Raw genomic sequence first — 17,911 nt, forward strand, 5'->3', positions numbered from 1 at the left:
AGATGGATGAGCTGATCTGGAGCTGGAAAGGCCATCAGATCAGCTACACCCGAATCCCCCCCCAGAACGGCTCAACCGCCTGCGGTCGAGCCGTTCTTTGTGTGCATGGGTTTGGCGCCTCCAAGGGGCATTGGCGCCACAACCTCAGCGCCCTCGCCGCAGACAGCCCCGTCTATGCGATTGATCTCCTGGGGTTTGGCGGCAGCAGCAAGCCCGTCTCGCGCCTGGAGAACGAGCCCGACACCGCCGGCAGCGTGCGCTACGGCTTCGATCTGTGGGCCCAGCAACTGGTGGATTTCTCGAGGGAGGTCATCGCTGCCGAGGGACCGGTCAGCCTGCAGCTGATCGGCAACTCCATCGGTGGTGTCGTCTGCCTCAATGCCGCCCGGATGCTCTCAGAGGGAGCTCAGCCCCCGTCCCAGGTGGTGCTGATCGACTGCGCCGAGCGAGAGCTCGACCTGAAACGTCTACCGGAACAACCCATCGGCGCTCAACTCTCCAGACCGCTGGTGATGGCGCTGGTGCGGCAGCGCTGGATCGTCAGCAACCTCTTCCGCTTCTTCGCTCGGGCCGGTGCGGTACGCGCGGTGCTGAAACAGGCCTATCCGAGCGGCGGCAACGTCGACGACGAGCTGGTCCAACTGCTGCTGAAACCCAGCCAGGAGCCAGGAGCAACGGAGAGCTTCAGGGGCTTCGTCAATCTGTTCGATGACTGGCTGGCGCCGCAGCTGCTCGAGCGACTCAACGTGCCGGTGCGGATGCTCTGGGGCGAGGCAGACCCCTGGGAGCCGTTAGAGGAAGCCCGGCGCTGGAAGCAGACGTTCGCCTGTGTGCAGGACCTCGAGGTCCTACCCGGACTCGGGCACTGCCCCCACGATGAAGCTCCCGAGCGGGTCAATCCAATCTTGTGCCGTTGGCTCAAGTTGGGCTGGGAAGACGCTCAGCGCGCCTGAGCAATCACAAACGATTTGGGCAGGTCCAGGAACTTGCCCGTGCGGGGCACATAGGCGCGGTGGTTGAAGACGTCGTAATCGAGCTCTTCAATGACATCCAAGATGCCGCGGTAGAGGCGCAACGAAGCCCAGACCGGCCAACGGGCATCCGGGGCGAGCCAACGCACACCGGCTTCTGAGCGGGCGAACCACTCACGGGCACGGTCCACCTGGAAGCGCATCAGCTCACGCCAACTGTCGTTGAGGGTTCCAGCGAGCAACTCCTCCTCGCTGTAGCCAAAGCGCTGCAGATCCTCTTGGGGCAGGTAGATCCGACCGCGGCCCCGGTCTTCACCCACATCCCGAAGAATGTTCGTCAGCTGGTTGGCGATGCCCAAGGCAACGGCCGCATCACTGGTGTCCGGGGGATCACTCCAAGGGGCGGAGGTGTAGGCCGGATCAACGCCCATCACCTCCTGCGTCATCAGACCGACGGTGCCTGCAACGCGGTAGCAATAGAGCTTGAGGTCGTCGAAGGTCGCGTAGCGCGTCGTCGTCAGATCCATCCGCATCCCCTCGATCATGTCCAGATAGGGCTGGAGGGGCTGGGGATAGCGCTCGAGGGTGTCCACCATGACGCGATCGAGGCCATCTTGGATTTCGCCCTTGAAGAACGCCCGGGTGCGCTCCTCCCAACGATCGAGGCGTTCTGCCAACTCAGCGACCGGACGGGCCATGGCCTCAGGGCTGTCCATCAGCTCGTCGGTGCGCCGGCACCAGACGTAAATCGCCCAGATGGCCCGGCGCTTGGCCGGGGGCATCAGCAGGGTGCCCAAATAAAACGTCTTGGCCCACTCCGCCGTTTCCTGGCGGCAGGCTTCAAAAGCTTCCTCGAGGGAAGGAATGGTGGAGAGATCAGCCGTTGCTGTCACTGCCGCCATCAAGCAGCCACTGCTGCTTTGGCCTGGCTGACCGCCTGGGCACAGAGCTTGCCGCTCAGGACCGCACCTTCCATCGAAGCCAGGTAGCGCTGCATGGTGTAGTCACCGGCCAGGAAGAAGTTCGGGATCGGCGAGGTCTGATCCGGACGCAGTTTCTGGCAACCGGGAACGGTCTTGTAGACCGACAGCGGGGTCTTGACCACGATCGACTTGCGCAGCTTGGCCTGGTCGTCGCCGGTGAAGTGCATCGGGAAGAGACGCTTCAGCTCCTCCATGGTGGCCGCCACGATCTCCTCATCACTGCGGCCGATCCAATCCTTGGCCGGAGCAAACACCAGCTCGAGCATCGAGCGGTTGGGATCCTCGTACTCCTTACAGGTGTTGCTCATGTCGGCATAGACACTCAACAGAGGGCTACGGCTGAAGAGCAGGTGGTCGATGTCCGTGAGCTTGCGGTCAAACCAGAGGTGGATGTTGATCACCGGGACGCCATTGAGGCCATCCAGCTTCTGGAAGTAGGGCATCTGCTTCCAAGGCTCCGGCAGGAGCAGCTTGAAGGGATCGACCGGCAGGGCACTGACATAGGCATCGGCCTCGAGGGTGAAGCCCTCCTTGCCCTTGATGCCACCGATGCGGAAGCCGCTGACGCTGCCATCGGCATTGAGTTCGATCTCCCGCAGGGGGGAATCGAGGTGCACCTCACCGCCCCGGGCCGTGACGTAATCGACGATCGGCTGACAGAGCCGCTGGGGAGGGTTGCCATCGAGGAAGGCCATCTTGGATCCGTCGCTTTCCTGCAGGAAGCGATTCAGAGCCGTCAGCACAACCGTGCTGGAGATCTCGTCGGGATCGATGAAGTTCAGCGCCTTCGCCATGGCGATGAAGACCTCATCGTTCACCCGCTCAGGGATGTTGTGGATCCGTAGCCACTCGGTCCAGGAGTACTGGTCGCACTCTTCGACGTACTGCTGCCCGCGCAACATCGCCGGCACCAGGCCCATGCCGAAGGAGATCTTCTCGGGCCAGGACAACATGTCGTTGTTGCCCAAGATGGCGGCCACGCCGTTGAGCGGAGCCGGGATATCCGGGAAATCGAAGCGGCTGTAGGTACCCGGGGTCTCCTTTTGGTTGAAGATCATCGAGTGGCTCTTCCACTGGAGCCGGTCCTCGATGTTCAGCTCCTTGAAGAGCTGACGCATATTCCGGTAGGCACCAAAGAAGATGTGCAGACCGGTCTCATACCAATCACCCTCATCGTCCTGCCAGGCGGCCACCTTGCCGCCCAGGACATCGCGGGCTTCCACCACCACAGGGGTGTGTCCGGCGTCGCAGAGGTACTTGGCGCAGGCCAACCCGGCCAAGCCAGCACCAGCAATGGCGACGCGCATGAAAAACAGGGAATCAGCACGCAACCTTAAAGGGCCCGTGCCCAGGGCTGAGTCCCTCCAGTCCCAAGCCGGCTTGACCAGACCCGCCAGGCGCTTCTTAAAGTCTTGACGCCGGCCTTCGGGTTCGCCGGTCAGCAGATTGCCTCGCCATGGCCGACACCCTGATCAAATCCACCACTCGCCACGTGCGCCTCTTCACGGCACGGGTGGAGAACGGTCAACTGGTCCCTGACGATCAGCAGCTCACCCTGGACCTGGATCCGGACAACGAATTTCTCTGGAACACGGCGGCCCAAGAGGTCGTGCAGCAGCGCTTCCAAGAACTCGTGCAGGCCAACGCCGGCAACGATCTCAACGACTACAACCTGCGCCGGATCGGATCGGAGCTCGAGGGAACCATCCGCACCCTGCTCCAGGCCGGTCAGCTCAGCTACAACCCCGACTGCCGAGTCCTGAACTACTCGATGGGTCTTCCCCAAAGCCCCGAGCAGCCATGACCCGCTCCCGCTACGGCCGCAGCAGCTACGACGAGGGTTACGGCCGTGAGAGCTATGGGGACCCGCGCCGCGGTGGCGGCCGGCCCCGGGGACCTGGCTCAGGTGGTGGTGGCGCCCCTGGTGGTGGCGGGGGCTTTCAGTTCAACGTGGGCACGGTGGCCGTGCTCGGTGGTGTCCTGGTGGTCGGCATCGGCATCGGGACCGGCATCTCCAGTAACACCCAAGGGGACCAGGGCAACATCGCCAGCTCCCAGCAGCTGGACATGGCCGTCCCCGATCCGGAGTTCTGCCGGCAGTGGGGCGCCAGTGCCTTCGTGATGGACATCGAGCTCTACACGACCATGAACCCCAGCTCGAGCTTCGTCACCCAACCGGCACTGCGGCCGGGCTGCGTGATTCGACGGGAGAACTGGAGCGTCCTGCAGAAGGAAGGGGCCGTGACCGCTGAGCAGATGCGCCAGTGCAAACAGCGGATGAACACCTTCGCCTACATCGGCTCGGTGAAGGACCAGCCGATCGTGCGCTGCGTCTACCAGACGGACATCACGGAGAACAAATTCATCACCAAGGGCGTTGCCGATGACGCCGCCGGCATCACCCCTGAAGCCGACCAGTTCTGAGGCCTCCTAGGCCTCGACTGGTTCCGGCATGGGCCGGCGCAGGGGGCTATCGGGGCTGGCAAAGACCGGCAGGATTTCCTTGCGGAAGGCATCGGCGGCCCGCGAGCAGTAGCGCGCCGGGTGGGTGATCAACTTGAGCTGCCGGCGCACGGAGAGATCCGCCAGGGCGGGACGGTGCAGGTTGCCCGCCGCCAGTTCCCGCTCGATCGAAACCACCGGCAGGAACGCAGCACCCAGTCCGCTCTGCACGGCGTTCTTGATGGCCTCAAACGAGTTGAGCTCCATCTCAATCTTCAGGCGCGAGACGTCCAGGCCCGAGCGCGCCAGCAGTTGGTCCACCATCTTGCGCGTGGTCGACTGGGCATCCAGGGAGACAAAGCCCAACCTGTACAGGTCGTCCTTACTGAGCTCCGGCAGTCGGGCCAAGGGGTGCTTGGTGGGAAGCACCAGGGCCAGCTCATCGCTGGCATAGGGGATGACCTGCAGCAGTTCATTGAGCTCGCTGGGCAGCTCGCCGCCGATGATCGCCAGGTCGATCTGGCCGTTGGCCACGCTCCAGCCGGTGCGGCGGGTGCTGTGCACCTGCAACTGAACCGCCACCTCGGGGTATTTCTGGCGGAAGAGGCCGATCATCCGCGGCATCAAATAGGTGCCGGTGGTCTGGCTCGCACCAACAATCAAGGAGCCGCCCTTGAGGTTGTGGAGGTCATCCAGGGCGCGACAGGCCTCTTGGCACTGACTCAGGATCCGGTCGCAGTAGCTCAGCAGCAGGTGACCGGCCTCGGTCAACTGGGCCTTGCGTCCCCCCCGGTCAAACAGGGAGACATTGAGCTGCTTCTCCAGGTTTTGGATCTGCAGGGAGACCGCCGGCTGGGTGACGTAGAGGCTGTCGGCGGCCTTTTTAAAGCTGCCCTCGCTGGCGATCGCCCGCAGGATGCGCAGCTGATCAAGAGTGAACGGCAGATCAGCCATGGAGGGCGCTGCGGTTCAGCGGGGGGATCAAAACTCTAGGTCGATCGAACAGCGGGTTCATGCGCTTGGCCAGAATCCGCTGGATCTGAAGCAACCCTGAGCCTTGAGCAGCGCCAGCCACCTCCACCACAGCAGCCTGGTGATGCTGGCTCTACTCCTGGTCTTCGCCGTCATCCACAGCGGCGGGGCCTCTCTGCGGTACTGGGGGGCTGAGCGCATTGGTGAGCGGGCCTGGCGGCTGTTGTTTGCCGCCGTCAGCATTCCCTCTGCCGTGGTGGTGATCGGTTACTTCCTGGCCCACCGCTACGACGGGATCCGGCTCTGGAATCTCCAGGACCAGCCCTGGATCGTGCCCCTGGTCTGGGTCGGGACAGCCATCTCCTTTCTCTTCCTCTACCCAGCCACCTACAACCTGCTGGAGATCCCGGCGGTCCTCAAGCCCCAGGTGCGCATGTACGCCACCGGCATCATTCGCGTCAGCCGCCACCCCCAGGCCATTGGCCAGATCCTCTGGTGCTGCACCCATCTGCTCTGGATTGGCAGCAGCTTCATGGTCGCGACCTGCCTTGGCTTGATTGCCCACCATCTCTTTGCCGTTTGGAACGGTGATCGCCGTCTCAGCAACCGTTTTGGCGAAGCCTTTGAGGAGCTCAGGGCCAGCACCTCCATCGTTCCCTTCGCCGCGGTGCTGGATGGACGTCAACAGCTGGTGGCCTCTGAATTCCTCAGGCCCGCCCAACTGGGCATCGCCATCGCCGTTGGCGTCTTCTGGTGGGCCCACCGCTACATCGGGCTGGCCGCGACAGGCTTCAGTCGATTAGGGCTCGCGCACTGGCTGGGATAAGCGCCCGCGGGGCTGCCTACACTCGCCCTGATTCCCTGAGTGCCGGATGCCGTCGCCCGCCGAACTCGCCTGGCTCATCCCGGTGCTCCCGCTGATCGGGGCCGCGATCGTTGGCCTGGGGCTGATCAGCTTTAACCGCACGGTCAACCGCCTGCGCAAACCGGTTGCACTGCTGTTGATCAGCTGTGTCGGAGCCGCGGCGGTCTTGAGTTACGCCGTTCTCGCCCAGCAGCTGGCGGGCGCCGGGGCCACGGAGGTGCTCTTCGACTGGGCCAGCGCCGGGGCCTTCACCTTGGAGATGGGCTTCCGCGTCGACGCGCTCGGCGCCGTCATGCTCTCGCTGGTGACGACCATCGCCGTGCTGGTGATGATCTACTCCGATGGCTACATGGCCCACGACAAGGGCTATGTCCGCTTTTTCACCTACCTCGCCCTCTTCAGCAGCTCGATGCTGGGCCTGGTGATCAGCCCCAACCTGCTCCAGATCTATGTCTTCTGGGAGCTGGTGGGCATGTGCTCCTACCTGCTGGTGGGCTTCTGGTACGACCGCGATGGCGCCGCCAATGCCGCCCAGAAAGCCTTTGTGGTGAACCGCGTCGGTGACTTCGGCCTGCTGCTGGGCATCCTCGGCCTGTTCTGGGCCACCGGCAGCTTCGGCTTTGAAGAGATCGGGGTGCGCCTCCAAGAGGCCATCAGCGCCGGCAGCGTCTCCAACGGCATCGCGATCCTGCTGTGCCTGCTGGTCTTCATGGGTCCGATGGCCAAGTCGGCCCAGTTCCCGCTGCACGTTTGGCTGCCGGACGCGATGGAGGGCCCAACCCCCATCTCAGCCCTGATCCATGCCGCAACGATGGTGGCGGCGGGTGTCTTCCTGGTGGCGCGCCTGCAACCGGTCTACGTGCCCTTCCCTGAGGTGCAGGTCGTGGTGGCCGTGATCGGCACAATCACGCTCTTCCTGGGGGCCTCGATCGCCCTCACCCAGATGGATCTGAAGAAGGGCCTGGCCTACAGCACCGTCAGCCAACTGGGCTACATGATGCTGGCCATGGGTTGTGGCGCCCCGGTGGCGGGCATGTTCCACCTGGTGACCCACGCCTTCTTTAAGGCCATGCTTTTCCTGGGCTCTGGCTCAGTGATCCACGCCATGGAAGAGGTGGTCGGCCACGAGGCGGTCCTCGCCCAAGACATGCGTTTGATGGGCGGGCTGCGCAAGTACATGCCCGTCACCAGCAGCACCTTCTTTATTGGCTGCCTGGCCATCAGCGGCATCCCGCCCCTGGCTGGTTTCTGGAGCAAGGACGAAATCCTGGGCCAAGCCTTTGGCAGCTTCCCGATCCTCTGGGCCGCGGGCTTTGTCACCGCCGGGATGACCGCCTTCTACATGTTCCGGCTCTACTTCCTGACCTTTGAAGGGGAGTTCCGCGGCAACGACAAGGCGATGCAAGCCCAGCTGATGGCCGCTGCCGGCAAGGGAGCGGACGAGCACGGTGAGGAGCATGGCGAACACCATGCCCACGCCGATCATCCCCATGAATCCGGCTGGCAGATGGCCATGCCCTTGGCCGTCCTGGCGGTCCCCTCGGTCTTGGTGGGTCTCTTGGGTGTGCCCTGGAACAGCCGGTTCGGCACCCTCCTCGATCCCCAGGAAGCCGCCGAGGTGGCAGAACACTTCAGCTGGTCTGAATTCCTGCCCTTAGCCGGAGCCTCCGTGACGATCTCGGTGATCGGCATCAGCGTGGCCGTCCTGGCCTACGCCCTGCGCAAGCTGGACCTGGCGACTGCAGTGGCGGGTCGTTTCCCCAGCATCAATGCCTTCCTGGCGAACAAGTGGTACCTGGACGACATCAACGACAAGCTCTTCGTTCAGGGCAGCCGCAAACTGGCGCGCTCGGTGCTGGAGGTGGACTCCAAGGTGGTTGATGGGGTCGTGAACCTCACCGGCCTGGTCACCCTGGGGAGTGGAGAGGGCCTCAAATACTTCGAGACCGGCCGTGCGCAGTTCTATGCGCTGATCGTTTTCGGAGGGGTGATCGCCCTGGTGGTGCTCTTCGGCGCCCTGGGCTGAGGCCTTCGCACAACGCTCTGTGTGACATCGCCCACTCCCAGGGGCGCGTCACGGTGAGCATTTCTACACTCCGCCTAAAGCGATTCGCTTTCGGTGATCCTGGACTTCGTCTCAACCCTGGCCGTAGCGACGGAACAGGCGAGCAGCTCGGCATTCCCGTGGCTCAGCGCCTCGATCCTGTTCCCGATTGCAGCGGCCCTCTGCATTCCGTTTATCCCTGACAAGGGGGATGGCAAACAGGTCCGCTGGTTTGCCCTGGGCGTGGCCCTGATCACCTTTTTGATCACCGTTGGGGCGTATCTGACGGGGTACGACCCCAGCGACCCGAATCTGCAATTGGTGGAGCGGGTCAGCTGGCTCCCGCAAGTGGGGCTGTCCTGGTCGGTTGGAGCCGACGGGATCTCCATGCCGCTGATCCTGCTGACCAGCTTCATTACGGCCCTGGCCGTGCTGGCGGCCTGGCCCGTGAGCTTCAAGCCCCGGCTGTTCTATTTCCTGCTGCTGGCGATGGATGGCGGCCAGATCGCCGTCTTCGCTGTCCAGGACATGCTGCTGTTCTTCCTGGCCTGGGAGCTGGAGCTGCTGCCGGTCTATCTGCTCTTGGCGATCTGGGGCGGGAAAAAACGCCAGTACGCCGCCACCAAGTTCATCCTTTACACCGCTGGCAGTTCGCTGTTCATCCTCCTGGCGGGCCTGGCCATGGCCTTCTACGGCGGGACCACCAGCTTTGAGTACAGCGACTTGATGGCCAAGGGCTTCTCCTTGAAGTTCCAACTCCTGGCCTATGCGGGCCTACTGATCGCCTTTGGCGTCAAGCTCCCCATCGTTCCGCTGCATACCTGGCTCCCGGATGCCCACGGCGAAGCGACGGCCCCGGTCCACATGCTGCTGGCCGGGATTCTGCTGAAGATGGGCGGCTACGCCCTGCTGCGTTTCAACTGCCAGATCCTTCCGGATGGGCATGCGGTCTTCGCGCCACTGCTGGTCGTCCTGGGCGTGGTGAACATCATTTACGCCGCCCTGACCTCCTTCGCCCAACGCAACCTCAAACGCAAAATCGCCTACAGCTCGATCAGCCACATGGGCTTTGTGCTGATCGGCATCGGCAGTTTCAGTGCGCTGGGCTCCAGCGGGGCGATGCTGCAGATGATCAGCCACGGCCTGATCGGCGCCTCCCTGTTCTTCCTGGTGGGTGCCACCTACGACCGAACCCACACCCTCCAGCTCGACGAGATGGGTGGTGTGGGCCAGAAGATGCGCAAGATGTTTGCGCTCTGGACGGTCTGCTCCCTCGCTTCCTTGGCCCTGCCCGGGATGAGCGGCTTCGTCAGCGAGCTGATGGTCTTCGTCGGCTTCGCCACCGATGACGCCTACACCCTTCCCTTCCGGGTGGCCATCGATGGCCTGGCGGCCATCGGCGTGATCCTCACCCCGATCTACCTGCTCTCGATGTTGCGGGAGATCTTCTACGGCAAGGAGAAGGCCGAGCTCGTCGACCACACCAACCTGGTGGATGCCGAGCCGCGGGAGATCTACATCATCGGTTGCCTGCTGGTTCCGATCATCGGCATTGGCCTCTACCCACGCCTGATGACCGACAGCTACAAGGCCTCCATGGAACAGTTGGTGGCCCGAAACGAGAGTGCGATGAAGGCCCTGACCGCTCCTGCCGGAGCCGGCCTGATTCGCCAGGCCCCCCTGCAGGCACCAGCCCTGAGCTAGGGCCATTACGAAGCGCAGCCTCTCAGCGGCTGCGCGTGCAAGATCTTCGTAATCTCAAAAACAGCTCAACAGCGGCCCCTCGCAGCCATGAAGCAGCTGAACTTCCTGCTGATCTTCAGTTTTGGTCTGGCCACGGTGATGTTCACCCTGGAGAACACCGCGCCCACCACCGTGCGCTTTCTGCCCGGGCTGACCACCACCATGCCCCTGGCCGCACTGCTGCTGGTGGTGGGCGGTGTCGGCGCAACCGCCGCCTGGGTGTTTGCCGTCTGGACCGGTGTGGTCAAGCGGGTTGAAAGCCAGACCGATCCTGGCGAGTACGAAGCACAACAGGTGCGCATTCGCGAGCTTGAGGAAGACGTGCAGCGCTACCGCGCCACCGTGGATGCCCAGCTGGGCCTGCTCCCAGCCGCTGGCGAAAGCTCCGCCCAGGGCGAGGCCGCTTAATTGCACGCCTAGGGGAGCAAGATTGGCCAAGAAGCCCATGAAAAGAATGGGCTCAGATCGCTCTTGGGCACTGGCTTAACCCGCTTCAAGCCGGTACCTTCAGTCCAGTCCGCAAGAAACCGTGGCCGAAGGTGGCGCCAGGCTTGCGATCCGGCTGTTGCAGGACGCCGCTGAGCGGGGTGATCTCGACCCCTGGGACGTCGATGTCATCGCTGTCGTCGACGGCTTTCTCGATCAGCTGCGGCAGCGCATTGAAGTGCCCAAGCTCGTGGCGGCCCTCAACAAGGGACGCGGCGGCAGCTACGAACAGGACCTCGCCGAAACCAGCGAAGCCTTCCTCGCCGCCTCGGTGCTGGTCAGCCTGAAGGCGGAAGTCCTCGAGGCCCAGACCTTCCCCCCTGAACCCGAACTGGACGAGGGGTATGACTTTGACTTCGATGCCGAGGGGCAGGGTTGGCTGCTCACCCCTGGGCTGGAGCTCCCCCGCAAACCGGAGCGCCATCTGCTGCGGCGCCCCGTAGCCCCGCCACCGCTGCAGCGCCCGGTGACCCTGGGCGAACTGATCCGGCAACTCGAGGACATCGCCGAGCGGCTCGAACAGGAAGAGGGACAAGTCCGCAACCGCCAACGCAGCCGCCGCTACAGCGACCGGGCCGCCATCGAGCAGGTCGCCGCCCTCGCCCACCGCGAGAAACTGCCGGAAACCACCGCCGCCCTGAGCCAGTTCCTGCTGCAGTGGCCGCAATCCCTGGAGTGGACGGGTTTTGAGGGTCTCGTGGAGGCCTGGGCTGCCGTCGCACCCGAGGATCTGGACAGCGATCGGGTGGGGGTGTTTTGGGCGCTGCTGTTCCTCTGCTCCCAAGGAAAAGTGGAGTTGGAGCAGCAGGGCGGCTTGTTCGGGCCCTTGCAACTCAAGCGGCTGCTCGATGAGCGGGAATCGGTGCAACTGCCGCTGCCCTCTGAACTGGGGTCAGCTCGGGGGCCGGCTCGAGAACCCATTGCGGCCTAAGTCTTTTGCGTAGGGTGGCGCGATGAAGGCGATGATCCTGGCCGCGGGCAAGGGAACCCGTGTGAGACCCATTACTCACACGATCCCGAAGCCGATGATCCCCATCCTTCAGAAACCCGTGATGGAGTTTCTGCTGGAGCTTTTGCGGGAGCACGGGTTCACCGAAATCATGGTGAATGTCTCCCACCTGGCTGAGGAGATCGAGAACTATTTCCGCGATGGTCAACGCTTTGGCGTTGAAATCGCCTACAGCTTTGAAGGACGGATTGAAGACGGCGAACTGATTGGTGATGCCGTTGGCTCCGCCGGTGGCCTCAAAAAAATTCAGACCTTCCAACACTTCTTTGATGACACCTTCGTGGTGCTCTGCGGAGATGCGCTGATCGACCTCGATCTCAGCGAAGCCGTGAAGCGCCACAAGGCCAAAGGGGCGATGGCGAGCTTGATCACCAAGCGCGTTCCCCGGGACCAGGTCAGCAGCTACGGCGTCGTGGTGACCGATGACGACGGCCGGGTGCGTTCCTTCCAAGAGAAGCCCTCTGTGGAAGAAGCCGCCAGCGACATGATCAACACCGGCATCTACATCTTCGAGCCGGAAGTTCTCGATTTTGTCCCCGAGGGTGTTCCCTTCGACATCGGCTCTGACCTCTTCCCCCAGCTGGTCGCCAACGGCGCGCCGTTCTACGCCCTGCCGATGGACTTCGAGTGGGTCGATATCGGCAAGGTCCCCGACTACTGGCAGGCCATCCGCAGTGTTCTGCAGGGCGAAGTGCGCCAGGTTCAAATCCCCGGCAAGGAAATCCGTCCGGGCATCTATGCCGGCCTCAACGTGGCAGCCAACTGGGACAAGATCCATGTCGAGGGACCGATTTACGTCGGCGGCATGACCAAGATCGAAGACGGCGCCACAATCATTGGCCCCGCGATGATCGGACCGAGCTGCCACATCTGCGAAGGCGCCACGATCGATAACTCGATCATCTTTGACTACTCCCGCATCGGACCCGGCGTTCGTTTGGTCGAGAAGTTGGTCTTTGGTCGTTACTGCGTTGACCGCAATGGCGACCACTTCGATCTCCAAGAAGCAGCCCTGGACTGGCTGATCACCGACGCCCGTCGCCAGGACTATGCCAAGCCCTCTGCGCAACAGAAGGCCATGGCCGACCTGCTCGGCACCGATCTAGCGATCAGCAGCGCGAGCTGAATCCCGCGCGCTCCAGGATCAGGGGAATGCGCTCCTCGGCCTTCACGGCCATCAGGTGAACCCCCTGACAGGTTTGGGCGTAGCGACGGACCTGTTCCGCGGCGATGGTGATTCCCTCGTCCGCTGGATTGCTCGCGGCGGCCAGTCGATCAATGATCGATTGAGGAATACAGGCGCCGGGAACGACGCGGTTAATGAAGGCGGCGTTTTTCGCCGATTTCAGGAGAAACACCCCCGCCAGTACCGGCAGTCCTAAGGGTGCGGTGATCTCATCGACGAAACGCTTCAGGCAGTCCTCGTCCATCACCATCTGGGTCTGCACAAATCGTGCGCCCGCCTGCTGCTTCCGGCGGATTCGGCTGCTCAGGCCACTCCAACTGGGGCTTTGCGGATCGGCCGCTGCACCGGCGAACAGGTCCGTTGGACCATCCGGCAGGGTGCCATCCACCGGATCCTCACCGCGGTTAAAGGCCGCCACCTGCTTGAGCAAGCGCACCGACTCCAACTCGTTGACCGGCCGGGCCTGCGGTTGATCTCCCGCCCGAACCGGGTCCCCCGTCAGACAGAGGATGTTTCTGATCCCCAGGGCATGGGCCCCCAGCAGATCGGCCTGCAGACCAATGCGATTGCGGTCCCGGCAGGCCTGCTGCCAGACCGGCTCGACACCGGCGTCTAGCAACAGCCGACAGACCGCCAGGCTGCTCATCCGCATGACGGCGCGGCTGCCATCGGTGACGTTCACGGCGTGCACCCAGTCCTTCAGCAACGCAGCGTGCTCAAGGGTCCGCTTGATCTCCCCGCCACGGGGGGGCATCACCTCTGCCGTCAGGGCAAACTGGCCCGCCTCAAGCGCCTGCTGTAGCCGCAAAACAACCTTGCTTAACAGGGCCCATCATTAACCACCGCTGCCATGCCCAGATGGGATCGGCTGCCTACAGTGACAAGGCGTCTCGGGGCATGGATGACTGATCGAAGCAGCCTCGGCCATTCCCCCATGGACCTCTCCGAGCGCGAACTGGAGATCATCCAACTCGTCGCCCAAGGCCTCACCAATCAGGAGATTGGCGAGAACCTGATGATCAGCAAACGCACCGTGGACAACCACGTCAGCAACGTCTTCACCAAAACGGGCGCCAAGAACCGCGTGGCGCTGCTGAATTGGGCGATGGATCACGGCAAGATCTGCCGCGATGGCTTCAATTGCTGCAACCTGCCTGGGGACGAGGACTAGCTCCCGACTCCCCTGCCGCGAACAGCGGCTCAATGCTGAAGGCACCCTCGCCCAGGGCAAAGAGCTCGGCGTAGGCGAGGCACTCGGCCTGATCCAGCCCACAGCAGCGGAGCACTCCGTCTTGGTCGTAAAGGCCGAGCAACGAACAACCTGGTCAATCCTTAAGCAAATCCTAAGGCAGCTCAGCTGTGCTCCAGCCAGGGGGTCCGCTCCGCCTCGCTCCAGCGGGCCCAGGGATGGCTTGCCAAGGCCGCATTGCTGAATTGGCCAAGCCCGGTGATCTCCCGCACGCACCAATCCGGGATCTCCACGGCCTGATCGGCCCGCTCCAGTTCCACTTCGGCCAGAACCAAGGGGGCGTTCTCCCCTGCAAAGACATCCAGAACCCAGTCCCCACCCGGTAAATCCAAGCCGAAGCGACGCTTGATCAGCTGCGCCTCACAGCGCTCGAGCAACGCCGAAGCATCGGCCGCCGGAATCGCGTACTCAAACTCTTGCCGGGCGATTCCGCCGGCGGGGAATTTGAGCGTCAGCCAAGCCTCATCGACGCCGGCCAGGCGGACCCGCGAGGTCATCGCTTGGGAGGAGTTCGGCAGGTACCCCTGGGCGAAGTCCCGCTGCCAAGACACCACGGAGCGCCACTGCTGACCGGAGACCAGAAAGCGACGCTCAATCTCGAGGGCCATGGGCTTGCTCTAGTTGGGAGACGGCTCGGCGGCCGTCAAACTGCCGGCCCAATGCAACTTATGGGTCAAGGTGCGGTAGTAGGAGGGGCTCTGCTCCAGCAGCACCATCAAGGCGTGATGGGGGGAGCGGCGCACATCACAGCGATCCCCGGGCTCCAGCACCGCCGCGAAGGCCCCGTCCTTCCAGAGGCGCACCCGACTGTTGGAGGGACCCAGCGGCCAGACCGCCAACTGCGCCCGGGGCGGAACCACCAACGGACGGCTGGAGAGGCTCATCGGACAGATCGGGTTCACCACAATCGCCTCCACACCGGGATGCAGGATCGGGCCGCCGGCCGCCATCGAATACCCCGTTGAGCCGGTCGCGGTCGACATGATCAGGCCATCCCCCCGGAACTGATCGACCACCTCCCCATCAATCTCCAACTCCAGGACGCAGGTGGGGGTGACCTCGTCGATCCCGGGCCTCAGGTAGAGGTCATTGAGGGCCGTATGCACCGTGTCGCTGCTGTCGGTGCGCGCCTCGAGCATCATGCGCCGCTCGAGGGCAAAGCGATCGTCCCGAAGTCGCTGCCAGAGATCGAAGGAACCCTCGGCCTCATGGCCATGGCCCAGCAGCTTGCGCTCCTGGGTCAAAAAGCCGAAATGACCGCCGACATTGAACGAGAGGATCGGCACATCCAGGGGCGCCAGGTGCCGCGCGGCCCCAAGCACCGTTCCGTCTCCGCCCAGCACCACGGCCAAATCGGGCGGACTCCCCTCATCCGCCAAGAGCCCGGGGAAGGGGTTCGCACTGGCCCCACTCATGGCCACGGCGACCTTGACGCCTTGATCGCGCAAGATCTGGGCGCAACGCCGGGCTTGGCGCAGGGCAGCCTGGCTGGCCGCTCGATGGATCAACCAGACGGTCTCAAGGCGCATAAGCCAGAGCTGAGCTCGCGCCCAGCCTGGCTACCAACGCAGCAAGTTGAAACGCTCCATATCCACCGTTTCACGGTTCCGATACAGAGAGAGAAGGATCGCCAGGCCGACGGCAGCCTCAGCAGCCGCCACGGTGATCACGAAAATTGCAAAGACCTGTCCGCGAATCAGCTGGCCATCGAGGTAGCTGGAGAAGGCCATCAGGTTGATGTTCACCGCATTGAGCATCAGCTCGATGCTCATCAGCACCCGCACGGCGTTGCGGCTGTTGATCAGTCCCCAGACACCCGTGCAAAACAGGATGGCGGCCAAGGCGAGATAGCCCTGGAGAGGAACGGTGGTGGGCAGCTCGATGGACATCAGTTGGTTTTCTCCAGGAGCAGGGGCGTGCGGGATTTCTCGATCAAACCCTGATCAGCGGGTTCGCCGGTGACCACATCGGTGCTGAAGACATCGCGGCGGGCCAGGACGATCGCGCCGATCATCGCCATCAACAGCAGGACTGACGCCAGCTCGAATGGCAGCAGGTAGTCGCTGAAGAGGTGCTCACCGATGCGAATGGTGGCCTCTTCGCCAATGGGGGTCGGGCCGGGCAGGGCCCAGGGGGTCGTGAAGGCCACCCGCAGCAGCAGGGCAAACAAACCAGCGCACACTGCACCGGAGAGGAAGCGACGCACGGCCAGGCCAGGGATCGCCGCCAGGTCTTCCTTCTTGTTCACGAGCATGATCGCGAACAGGATCAGGACGTTGACCGCACCGACGTAGACGAGCACCTGGGCGGCCGCCACGAAACTGGCATTCAGCAGCAGGTAGAGACCGGCAACCGAGAGGAACACGCCGCCCAGCAGAAAGGCGGAATAGACGATGCTCGGCAGCAGGACCACGCCAAGGGCGCCGATGGCGACCGCTGCTGAGAGGAAGACAAAGCAGATGAACTGCGTGGAGGAAGCAATGGTCATCAGGCGTTCTCCTCCTTCGGCAGGGTCTTGAGGACGTCAGCGGGCAGTTTGCCGGCCCGCGGACGATTGGGATCCACGCCATGGGGATCCATCTCCCCTTTCGGCAGATAGGCCAGCTCCCGCAGGGGCAAGACCGCTGGGTCGCTGGTGACGCTGGTGGGGAGACGGCCGAGGGCGACGTTGTCGTAGTTCAGGCTGTGGCGATCGAAGGCCGCCAGCTCGTACTCCTCGGTCATCGAGAGGCAGTTGGTCGGGCAGTACTCGACACAGTTGCCGCAGAAGATGCACACCCCGAAGTCAATGGAGTAGTTGCGCAGTTCCTTTTTCTTGGTGGCTTTGTTCATCACCCAATCCACCACCGGCAGGTTGATCGGGCAGACGCGCACACACACCTCACAGGCGATGCACTTGTCGAACTCGTAGTGGATTCGGCCGCGGTAGCGCTCCGACGGAATCAGTTTTTCGTAGGGGTACTGAACCGTGATCGGCCTGCGCTGAAGGTGGTCAAAGGTGACCGAAAGCCCCTGGGCGAGGTAGTTGGCCGCACCCACCGCATCGCGGGTGTAGTCACCGACTTTCTTGAGGAACCCGAACATGGAGTGGTGGGAAGGGGCGGTGGCGCCGGCACCATGATGGCCTGGCGACCTGGCAAAGGGGGGTGGCGGTGGGGAATTAACCGCCGAAGAAGGCCGGGAACGCGAGCTTCAGACCAGCGGTCACCAGCAGGTTGACCAGGGCGACCGGCAACAGGAACTTCCAACCCAGGTCCAGCAGCTGGTCAATGCGCACCCGGGGAACGGTCCAGCGCAGCAGGATCGCGAAGAACACCAGCAGGTAGGCCTTCAGCACCGTCATCACGATCCCGGTGGTGGCGGTGATCACCTGCACCAGGGGAGCGTCGATCGGCTGACCCGTCAGGTTCACCACCCACTCGACGGGAAGCGGGAAGCCCCAGCCACCCAGGTAGAGCACCGCCACCAGCAGGGCGGAGAGCACCAGGTTGATGTAGCTGCCCAGATAAAAGAGGGCGAACTTCATGCCGGCGTATTCGGTCTGGTAGCCAGCCACCAACTCCTCTTCAGCCTCCGGCAAGTCGAAGGGAAGGCGCTCACATTCGGCCAGGGCGCAGATCCAGAAGATCACGAAACCGACGGGCTGGCGCCAGATGTTCCAGCTGAGGATGCCGGCACCGGTCTGCTGGTTGACGATGTCAACCGTGCTGAGGGAGTTGCTCATCATCACCACGGCCAGCACCGCCAAGGCGAGGGGAATCTCGTAGGAGATCGACTGGGCGGCGGCCCGCAAGCCACCGAGCAGGGAGTACTTGTTATTCGAGGCGTAGCCAGCCATCAGCAAGCCAATGGGCTGGATGCTGCTCAGGGAAATCCAGAGAAAGATGCCGACGCCGACATTGCTGATCAGCAGGTGCTGGCCGAAGGGCACGACCAACCAGCTCAGGATCACCGGCACCAG

The 17,911-nt window shown here is 63.3% G+C and carries 20 protein-coding genes; 10 read left to right on the top strand and 10 right to left on the bottom strand.

Annotated elements, in window-relative coordinates; translation table 11 throughout:
* Positions 1-2 precede the first annotated feature (2 nt).
* On the top strand, positions 3-953 hold the full coding sequence (locus QZ189_RS04755; protein ID WP_296421119.1) for an alpha/beta fold hydrolase: 951 nt from the start codon (positions 3-5) through the stop codon (positions 951-953).
* Here the strand turns inward: QZ189_RS04755 and QZ189_RS04760 are convergent.
* Together QZ189_RS04760 and pds are read right to left on the bottom strand one after the other, a co-directional pair.
* The gene (locus QZ189_RS04760; RefSeq protein ID WP_296416205.1) at positions 941-1,873 is read right to left on the bottom strand and encodes a phytoene synthase; all 933 of its coding nucleotides are present in this window, start codon (positions 1,871-1,873) and stop codon (positions 941-943) included. The two genes, QZ189_RS04755 and QZ189_RS04760, sit on opposite strands and share 13 nt — an antisense overlap.
* Entirely contained in the window at positions 1,873-3,261 is a 1,389-nt protein-coding gene (gene pds, locus QZ189_RS04765) for a 15-cis-phytoene desaturase (RefSeq protein ID WP_296416204.1), read from the bottom strand. The genes QZ189_RS04760 and pds overlap by 1 nt, the downstream gene beginning before the upstream one ends.
* Before the next feature lie 149 nt (positions 3,262-3,410).
* On the opposite strand from pds, the gene QZ189_RS04770 reads away from it, so the two are divergent.
* A complete protein-coding gene (locus QZ189_RS04770) occupies positions 3,411-3,758 on the top strand; it encodes an NAD(P)H-quinone oxidoreductase subunit M (protein ID WP_010313331.1) in 348 nt (115 codons plus the stop codon).
* A complete protein-coding gene (locus QZ189_RS04775; RefSeq protein WP_247476882.1) occupies positions 3,755-4,378 on the top strand; it encodes a DUF3172 domain-containing protein in 624 nt (207 codons plus the stop codon). The genes QZ189_RS04770 and QZ189_RS04775 overlap by 4 nt, the downstream gene beginning before the upstream one ends.
* Positions 4,379-4,384: 6 nt before the next feature.
* On the opposite strand, the gene QZ189_RS04780 is transcribed toward QZ189_RS04775, so the two are convergent.
* Complete coding sequence (locus tag QZ189_RS04780; protein ID WP_010313335.1) at positions 4,385-5,350, bottom strand: LysR family transcriptional regulator; 966 nt, start codon at positions 5,348-5,350, stop codon at positions 4,385-4,387.
* Between the two features lie 142 nt (positions 5,351-5,492).
* Here QZ189_RS04780 and QZ189_RS04785 point away from each other — a divergent pair, with 142 nt between their 5' ends.
* The 6 genes from QZ189_RS04785 to QZ189_RS04810 all read left to right on the top strand — a co-directional run bounded on the left by QZ189_RS04785 (position 5,493) and on the right by QZ189_RS04810 (position 12,641).
* The gene (locus QZ189_RS04785) at positions 5,493-6,194 is read left to right on the top strand and encodes an NnrU family protein (protein WP_296416217.1); all 702 of its coding nucleotides are present in this window, start codon (positions 5,493-5,495) and stop codon (positions 6,192-6,194) included.
* A 46-nt stretch (positions 6,195-6,240) separates the two neighbouring features.
* A complete protein-coding gene (locus QZ189_RS04790) occupies positions 6,241-8,259 on the top strand; it encodes an NAD(P)H-quinone oxidoreductase subunit 5 (protein WP_247476881.1) in 2,019 nt (672 codons plus the stop codon).
* 117 nt (positions 8,260-8,376) lie between these two features.
* Positions 8,377-9,981 (top strand): NAD(P)H-quinone oxidoreductase subunit 4, encoded by a 1,605-nt coding sequence (locus tag QZ189_RS04795; RefSeq protein WP_296416216.1) that lies wholly within the window; start codon positions 8,377-8,379, stop codon positions 9,979-9,981.
* 87 nt (positions 9,982-10,068) lie between these two features.
* Positions 10,069-10,428: a LapA family protein gene (locus tag QZ189_RS04800; protein ID WP_010313342.1), complete on the top strand. Its 360-nt coding sequence runs from the start codon at positions 10,069-10,071 to the stop codon at positions 10,426-10,428.
* 121 nt (positions 10,429-10,549) lie between these two features.
* Positions 10,550-11,437 carry a segregation/condensation protein A gene (locus QZ189_RS04805; protein ID WP_010313344.1) on the top strand — a complete coding sequence of 296 codons (888 nt, stop codon included), beginning with the start codon at positions 10,550-10,552 and terminating at the stop codon, positions 11,435-11,437.
* A gap of 22 nt (positions 11,438-11,459) precedes the next feature.
* Positions 11,460-12,641, top strand: coding sequence for an NDP-sugar synthase (locus tag QZ189_RS04810; protein ID WP_247476879.1), 1,182 nt, complete (start codon positions 11,460-11,462; stop codon positions 12,639-12,641).
* Here QZ189_RS04810 and QZ189_RS04815 read toward each other — a convergent pair.
* Positions 12,625-13,509 (bottom strand): methylenetetrahydrofolate reductase, encoded by an 885-nt coding sequence (locus QZ189_RS04815; protein ID WP_296421121.1) that lies wholly within the window; start codon positions 13,507-13,509, stop codon positions 12,625-12,627. The genes QZ189_RS04810 and QZ189_RS04815 overlap by 17 nt on opposite strands.
* Positions 13,510-13,602: 93 nt before the next feature.
* Between QZ189_RS04815 and QZ189_RS04820 the strand changes: the two genes are divergently transcribed.
* Positions 13,603-13,872: a response regulator transcription factor gene (locus QZ189_RS04820; protein WP_010313351.1), complete on the top strand. Its 270-nt coding sequence runs from the start codon at positions 13,603-13,605 to the stop codon at positions 13,870-13,872.
* A gap of 182 nt (positions 13,873-14,054) precedes the next feature.
* On the opposite strand, the gene QZ189_RS04825 is transcribed toward QZ189_RS04820, so the two are convergent.
* From QZ189_RS04825 to QZ189_RS04850, 6 genes are all read right to left on the bottom strand, one after another.
* A complete protein-coding gene (locus QZ189_RS04825; RefSeq protein WP_296416201.1) occupies positions 14,055-14,558 on the bottom strand; it encodes a CYTH domain-containing protein in 504 nt (167 codons plus the stop codon).
* 9 nt (positions 14,559-14,567) lie between these two features.
* Complete coding sequence (locus QZ189_RS04830; protein WP_010313357.1) at positions 14,568-15,479, bottom strand: NAD(+) kinase; 912 nt, start codon at positions 15,477-15,479, stop codon at positions 14,568-14,570.
* A 30-nt stretch (positions 15,480-15,509) separates the two neighbouring features.
* A complete protein-coding gene (nuoK, locus tag QZ189_RS04835) occupies positions 15,510-15,839 on the bottom strand; it encodes an NADH-quinone oxidoreductase subunit NuoK (protein ID WP_010313359.1) in 330 nt (109 codons plus the stop codon).
* A complete protein-coding gene (locus QZ189_RS04840) occupies positions 15,839-16,438 on the bottom strand; it encodes an NADH-quinone oxidoreductase subunit J (protein WP_247476874.1) in 600 nt (199 codons plus the stop codon). The genes nuoK and QZ189_RS04840 overlap by 1 nt, the downstream gene beginning before the upstream one ends.
* Complete coding sequence (gene ndhI, locus QZ189_RS04845; protein WP_296416200.1) at positions 16,438-17,034, bottom strand: NAD(P)H-quinone oxidoreductase subunit I; 597 nt, start codon at positions 17,032-17,034, stop codon at positions 16,438-16,440. The genes QZ189_RS04840 and ndhI overlap by 1 nt, the downstream gene beginning before the upstream one ends.
* 76 nt (positions 17,035-17,110) lie before the next feature.
* The coding region (locus QZ189_RS04850) for an NADH-quinone oxidoreductase subunit H (protein WP_296421122.1) at positions 17,111-17,911 on the bottom strand (801 nt) is incomplete at its 5' end.

The sequence above is a fragment of the Vulcanococcus sp. CPBay_Sum15L08_68 genome, from assembly GCF_017855895.1.
Taxonomy (GTDB): Bacteria; Cyanobacteriota; Cyanobacteriia; order PCC-6307; family Cyanobiaceae; genus Vulcanococcus.

Coding starts and splice junctions, on each gene's coding strand:
- QZ189_RS04810 (WP_247476879.1), top strand. CDS start 11,460: ATGAAGGCGATGATCCTGGCCGCGGGCAAGGGAACCCGTGTGAGACCC.
- QZ189_RS04775 (WP_247476882.1), top strand. CDS start 3,755: ATGACCCGCTCCCGCTACGGCCGCAGCAGCTACGACGAGGGTTACGGC.
- QZ189_RS04780 (WP_010313335.1), bottom strand. CDS start 5,350: ATGGCTGATCTGCCGTTCACTCTTGATCAGCTGCGCATCCTGCGGGCG.
- QZ189_RS04820 (WP_010313351.1), top strand. CDS start 13,603: ATGACTGATCGAAGCAGCCTCGGCCATTCCCCCATGGACCTCTCCGAG.
- ndhI (WP_296416200.1), bottom strand. CDS start 17,034: ATGTTCGGGTTCCTCAAGAAAGTCGGTGACTACACCCGCGATGCGGTG.
- QZ189_RS04785 (WP_296416217.1), top strand. CDS start 5,493: ATGCTGGCTCTACTCCTGGTCTTCGCCGTCATCCACAGCGGCGGGGCC.
- QZ189_RS04825 (WP_296416201.1), bottom strand. CDS start 14,558: ATGGCCCTCGAGATTGAGCGTCGCTTTCTGGTCTCCGGTCAGCAGTGG.
- QZ189_RS04760 (WP_296416205.1), bottom strand. CDS start 1,873: ATGGCGGCAGTGACAGCAACGGCTGATCTCTCCACCATTCCTTCCCTC.
- pds (WP_296416204.1), bottom strand. CDS start 3,261: ATGCGCGTCGCCATTGCTGGTGCTGGCTTGGCCGGGTTGGCCTGCGCC.
- QZ189_RS04830 (WP_010313357.1), bottom strand. CDS start 15,479: ATGCGCCTTGAGACCGTCTGGTTGATCCATCGAGCGGCCAGCCAGGCT.
- QZ189_RS04800 (WP_010313342.1), top strand. CDS start 10,069: ATGAAGCAGCTGAACTTCCTGCTGATCTTCAGTTTTGGTCTGGCCACG.
- QZ189_RS04790 (WP_247476881.1), top strand. CDS start 6,241: ATGCCGTCGCCCGCCGAACTCGCCTGGCTCATCCCGGTGCTCCCGCTG.
- nuoK (WP_010313359.1), bottom strand. CDS start 15,839: ATGTCCATCGAGCTGCCCACCACCGTTCCTCTCCAGGGCTATCTCGCC.
- QZ189_RS04755 (WP_296421119.1), top strand. CDS start 3: ATGGATGAGCTGATCTGGAGCTGGAAAGGCCATCAGATCAGCTACACC.
- QZ189_RS04770 (WP_010313331.1), top strand. CDS start 3,411: ATGGCCGACACCCTGATCAAATCCACCACTCGCCACGTGCGCCTCTTC.
- QZ189_RS04840 (WP_247476874.1), bottom strand. CDS start 16,438: ATGACCATTGCTTCCTCCACGCAGTTCATCTGCTTTGTCTTCCTCTCA.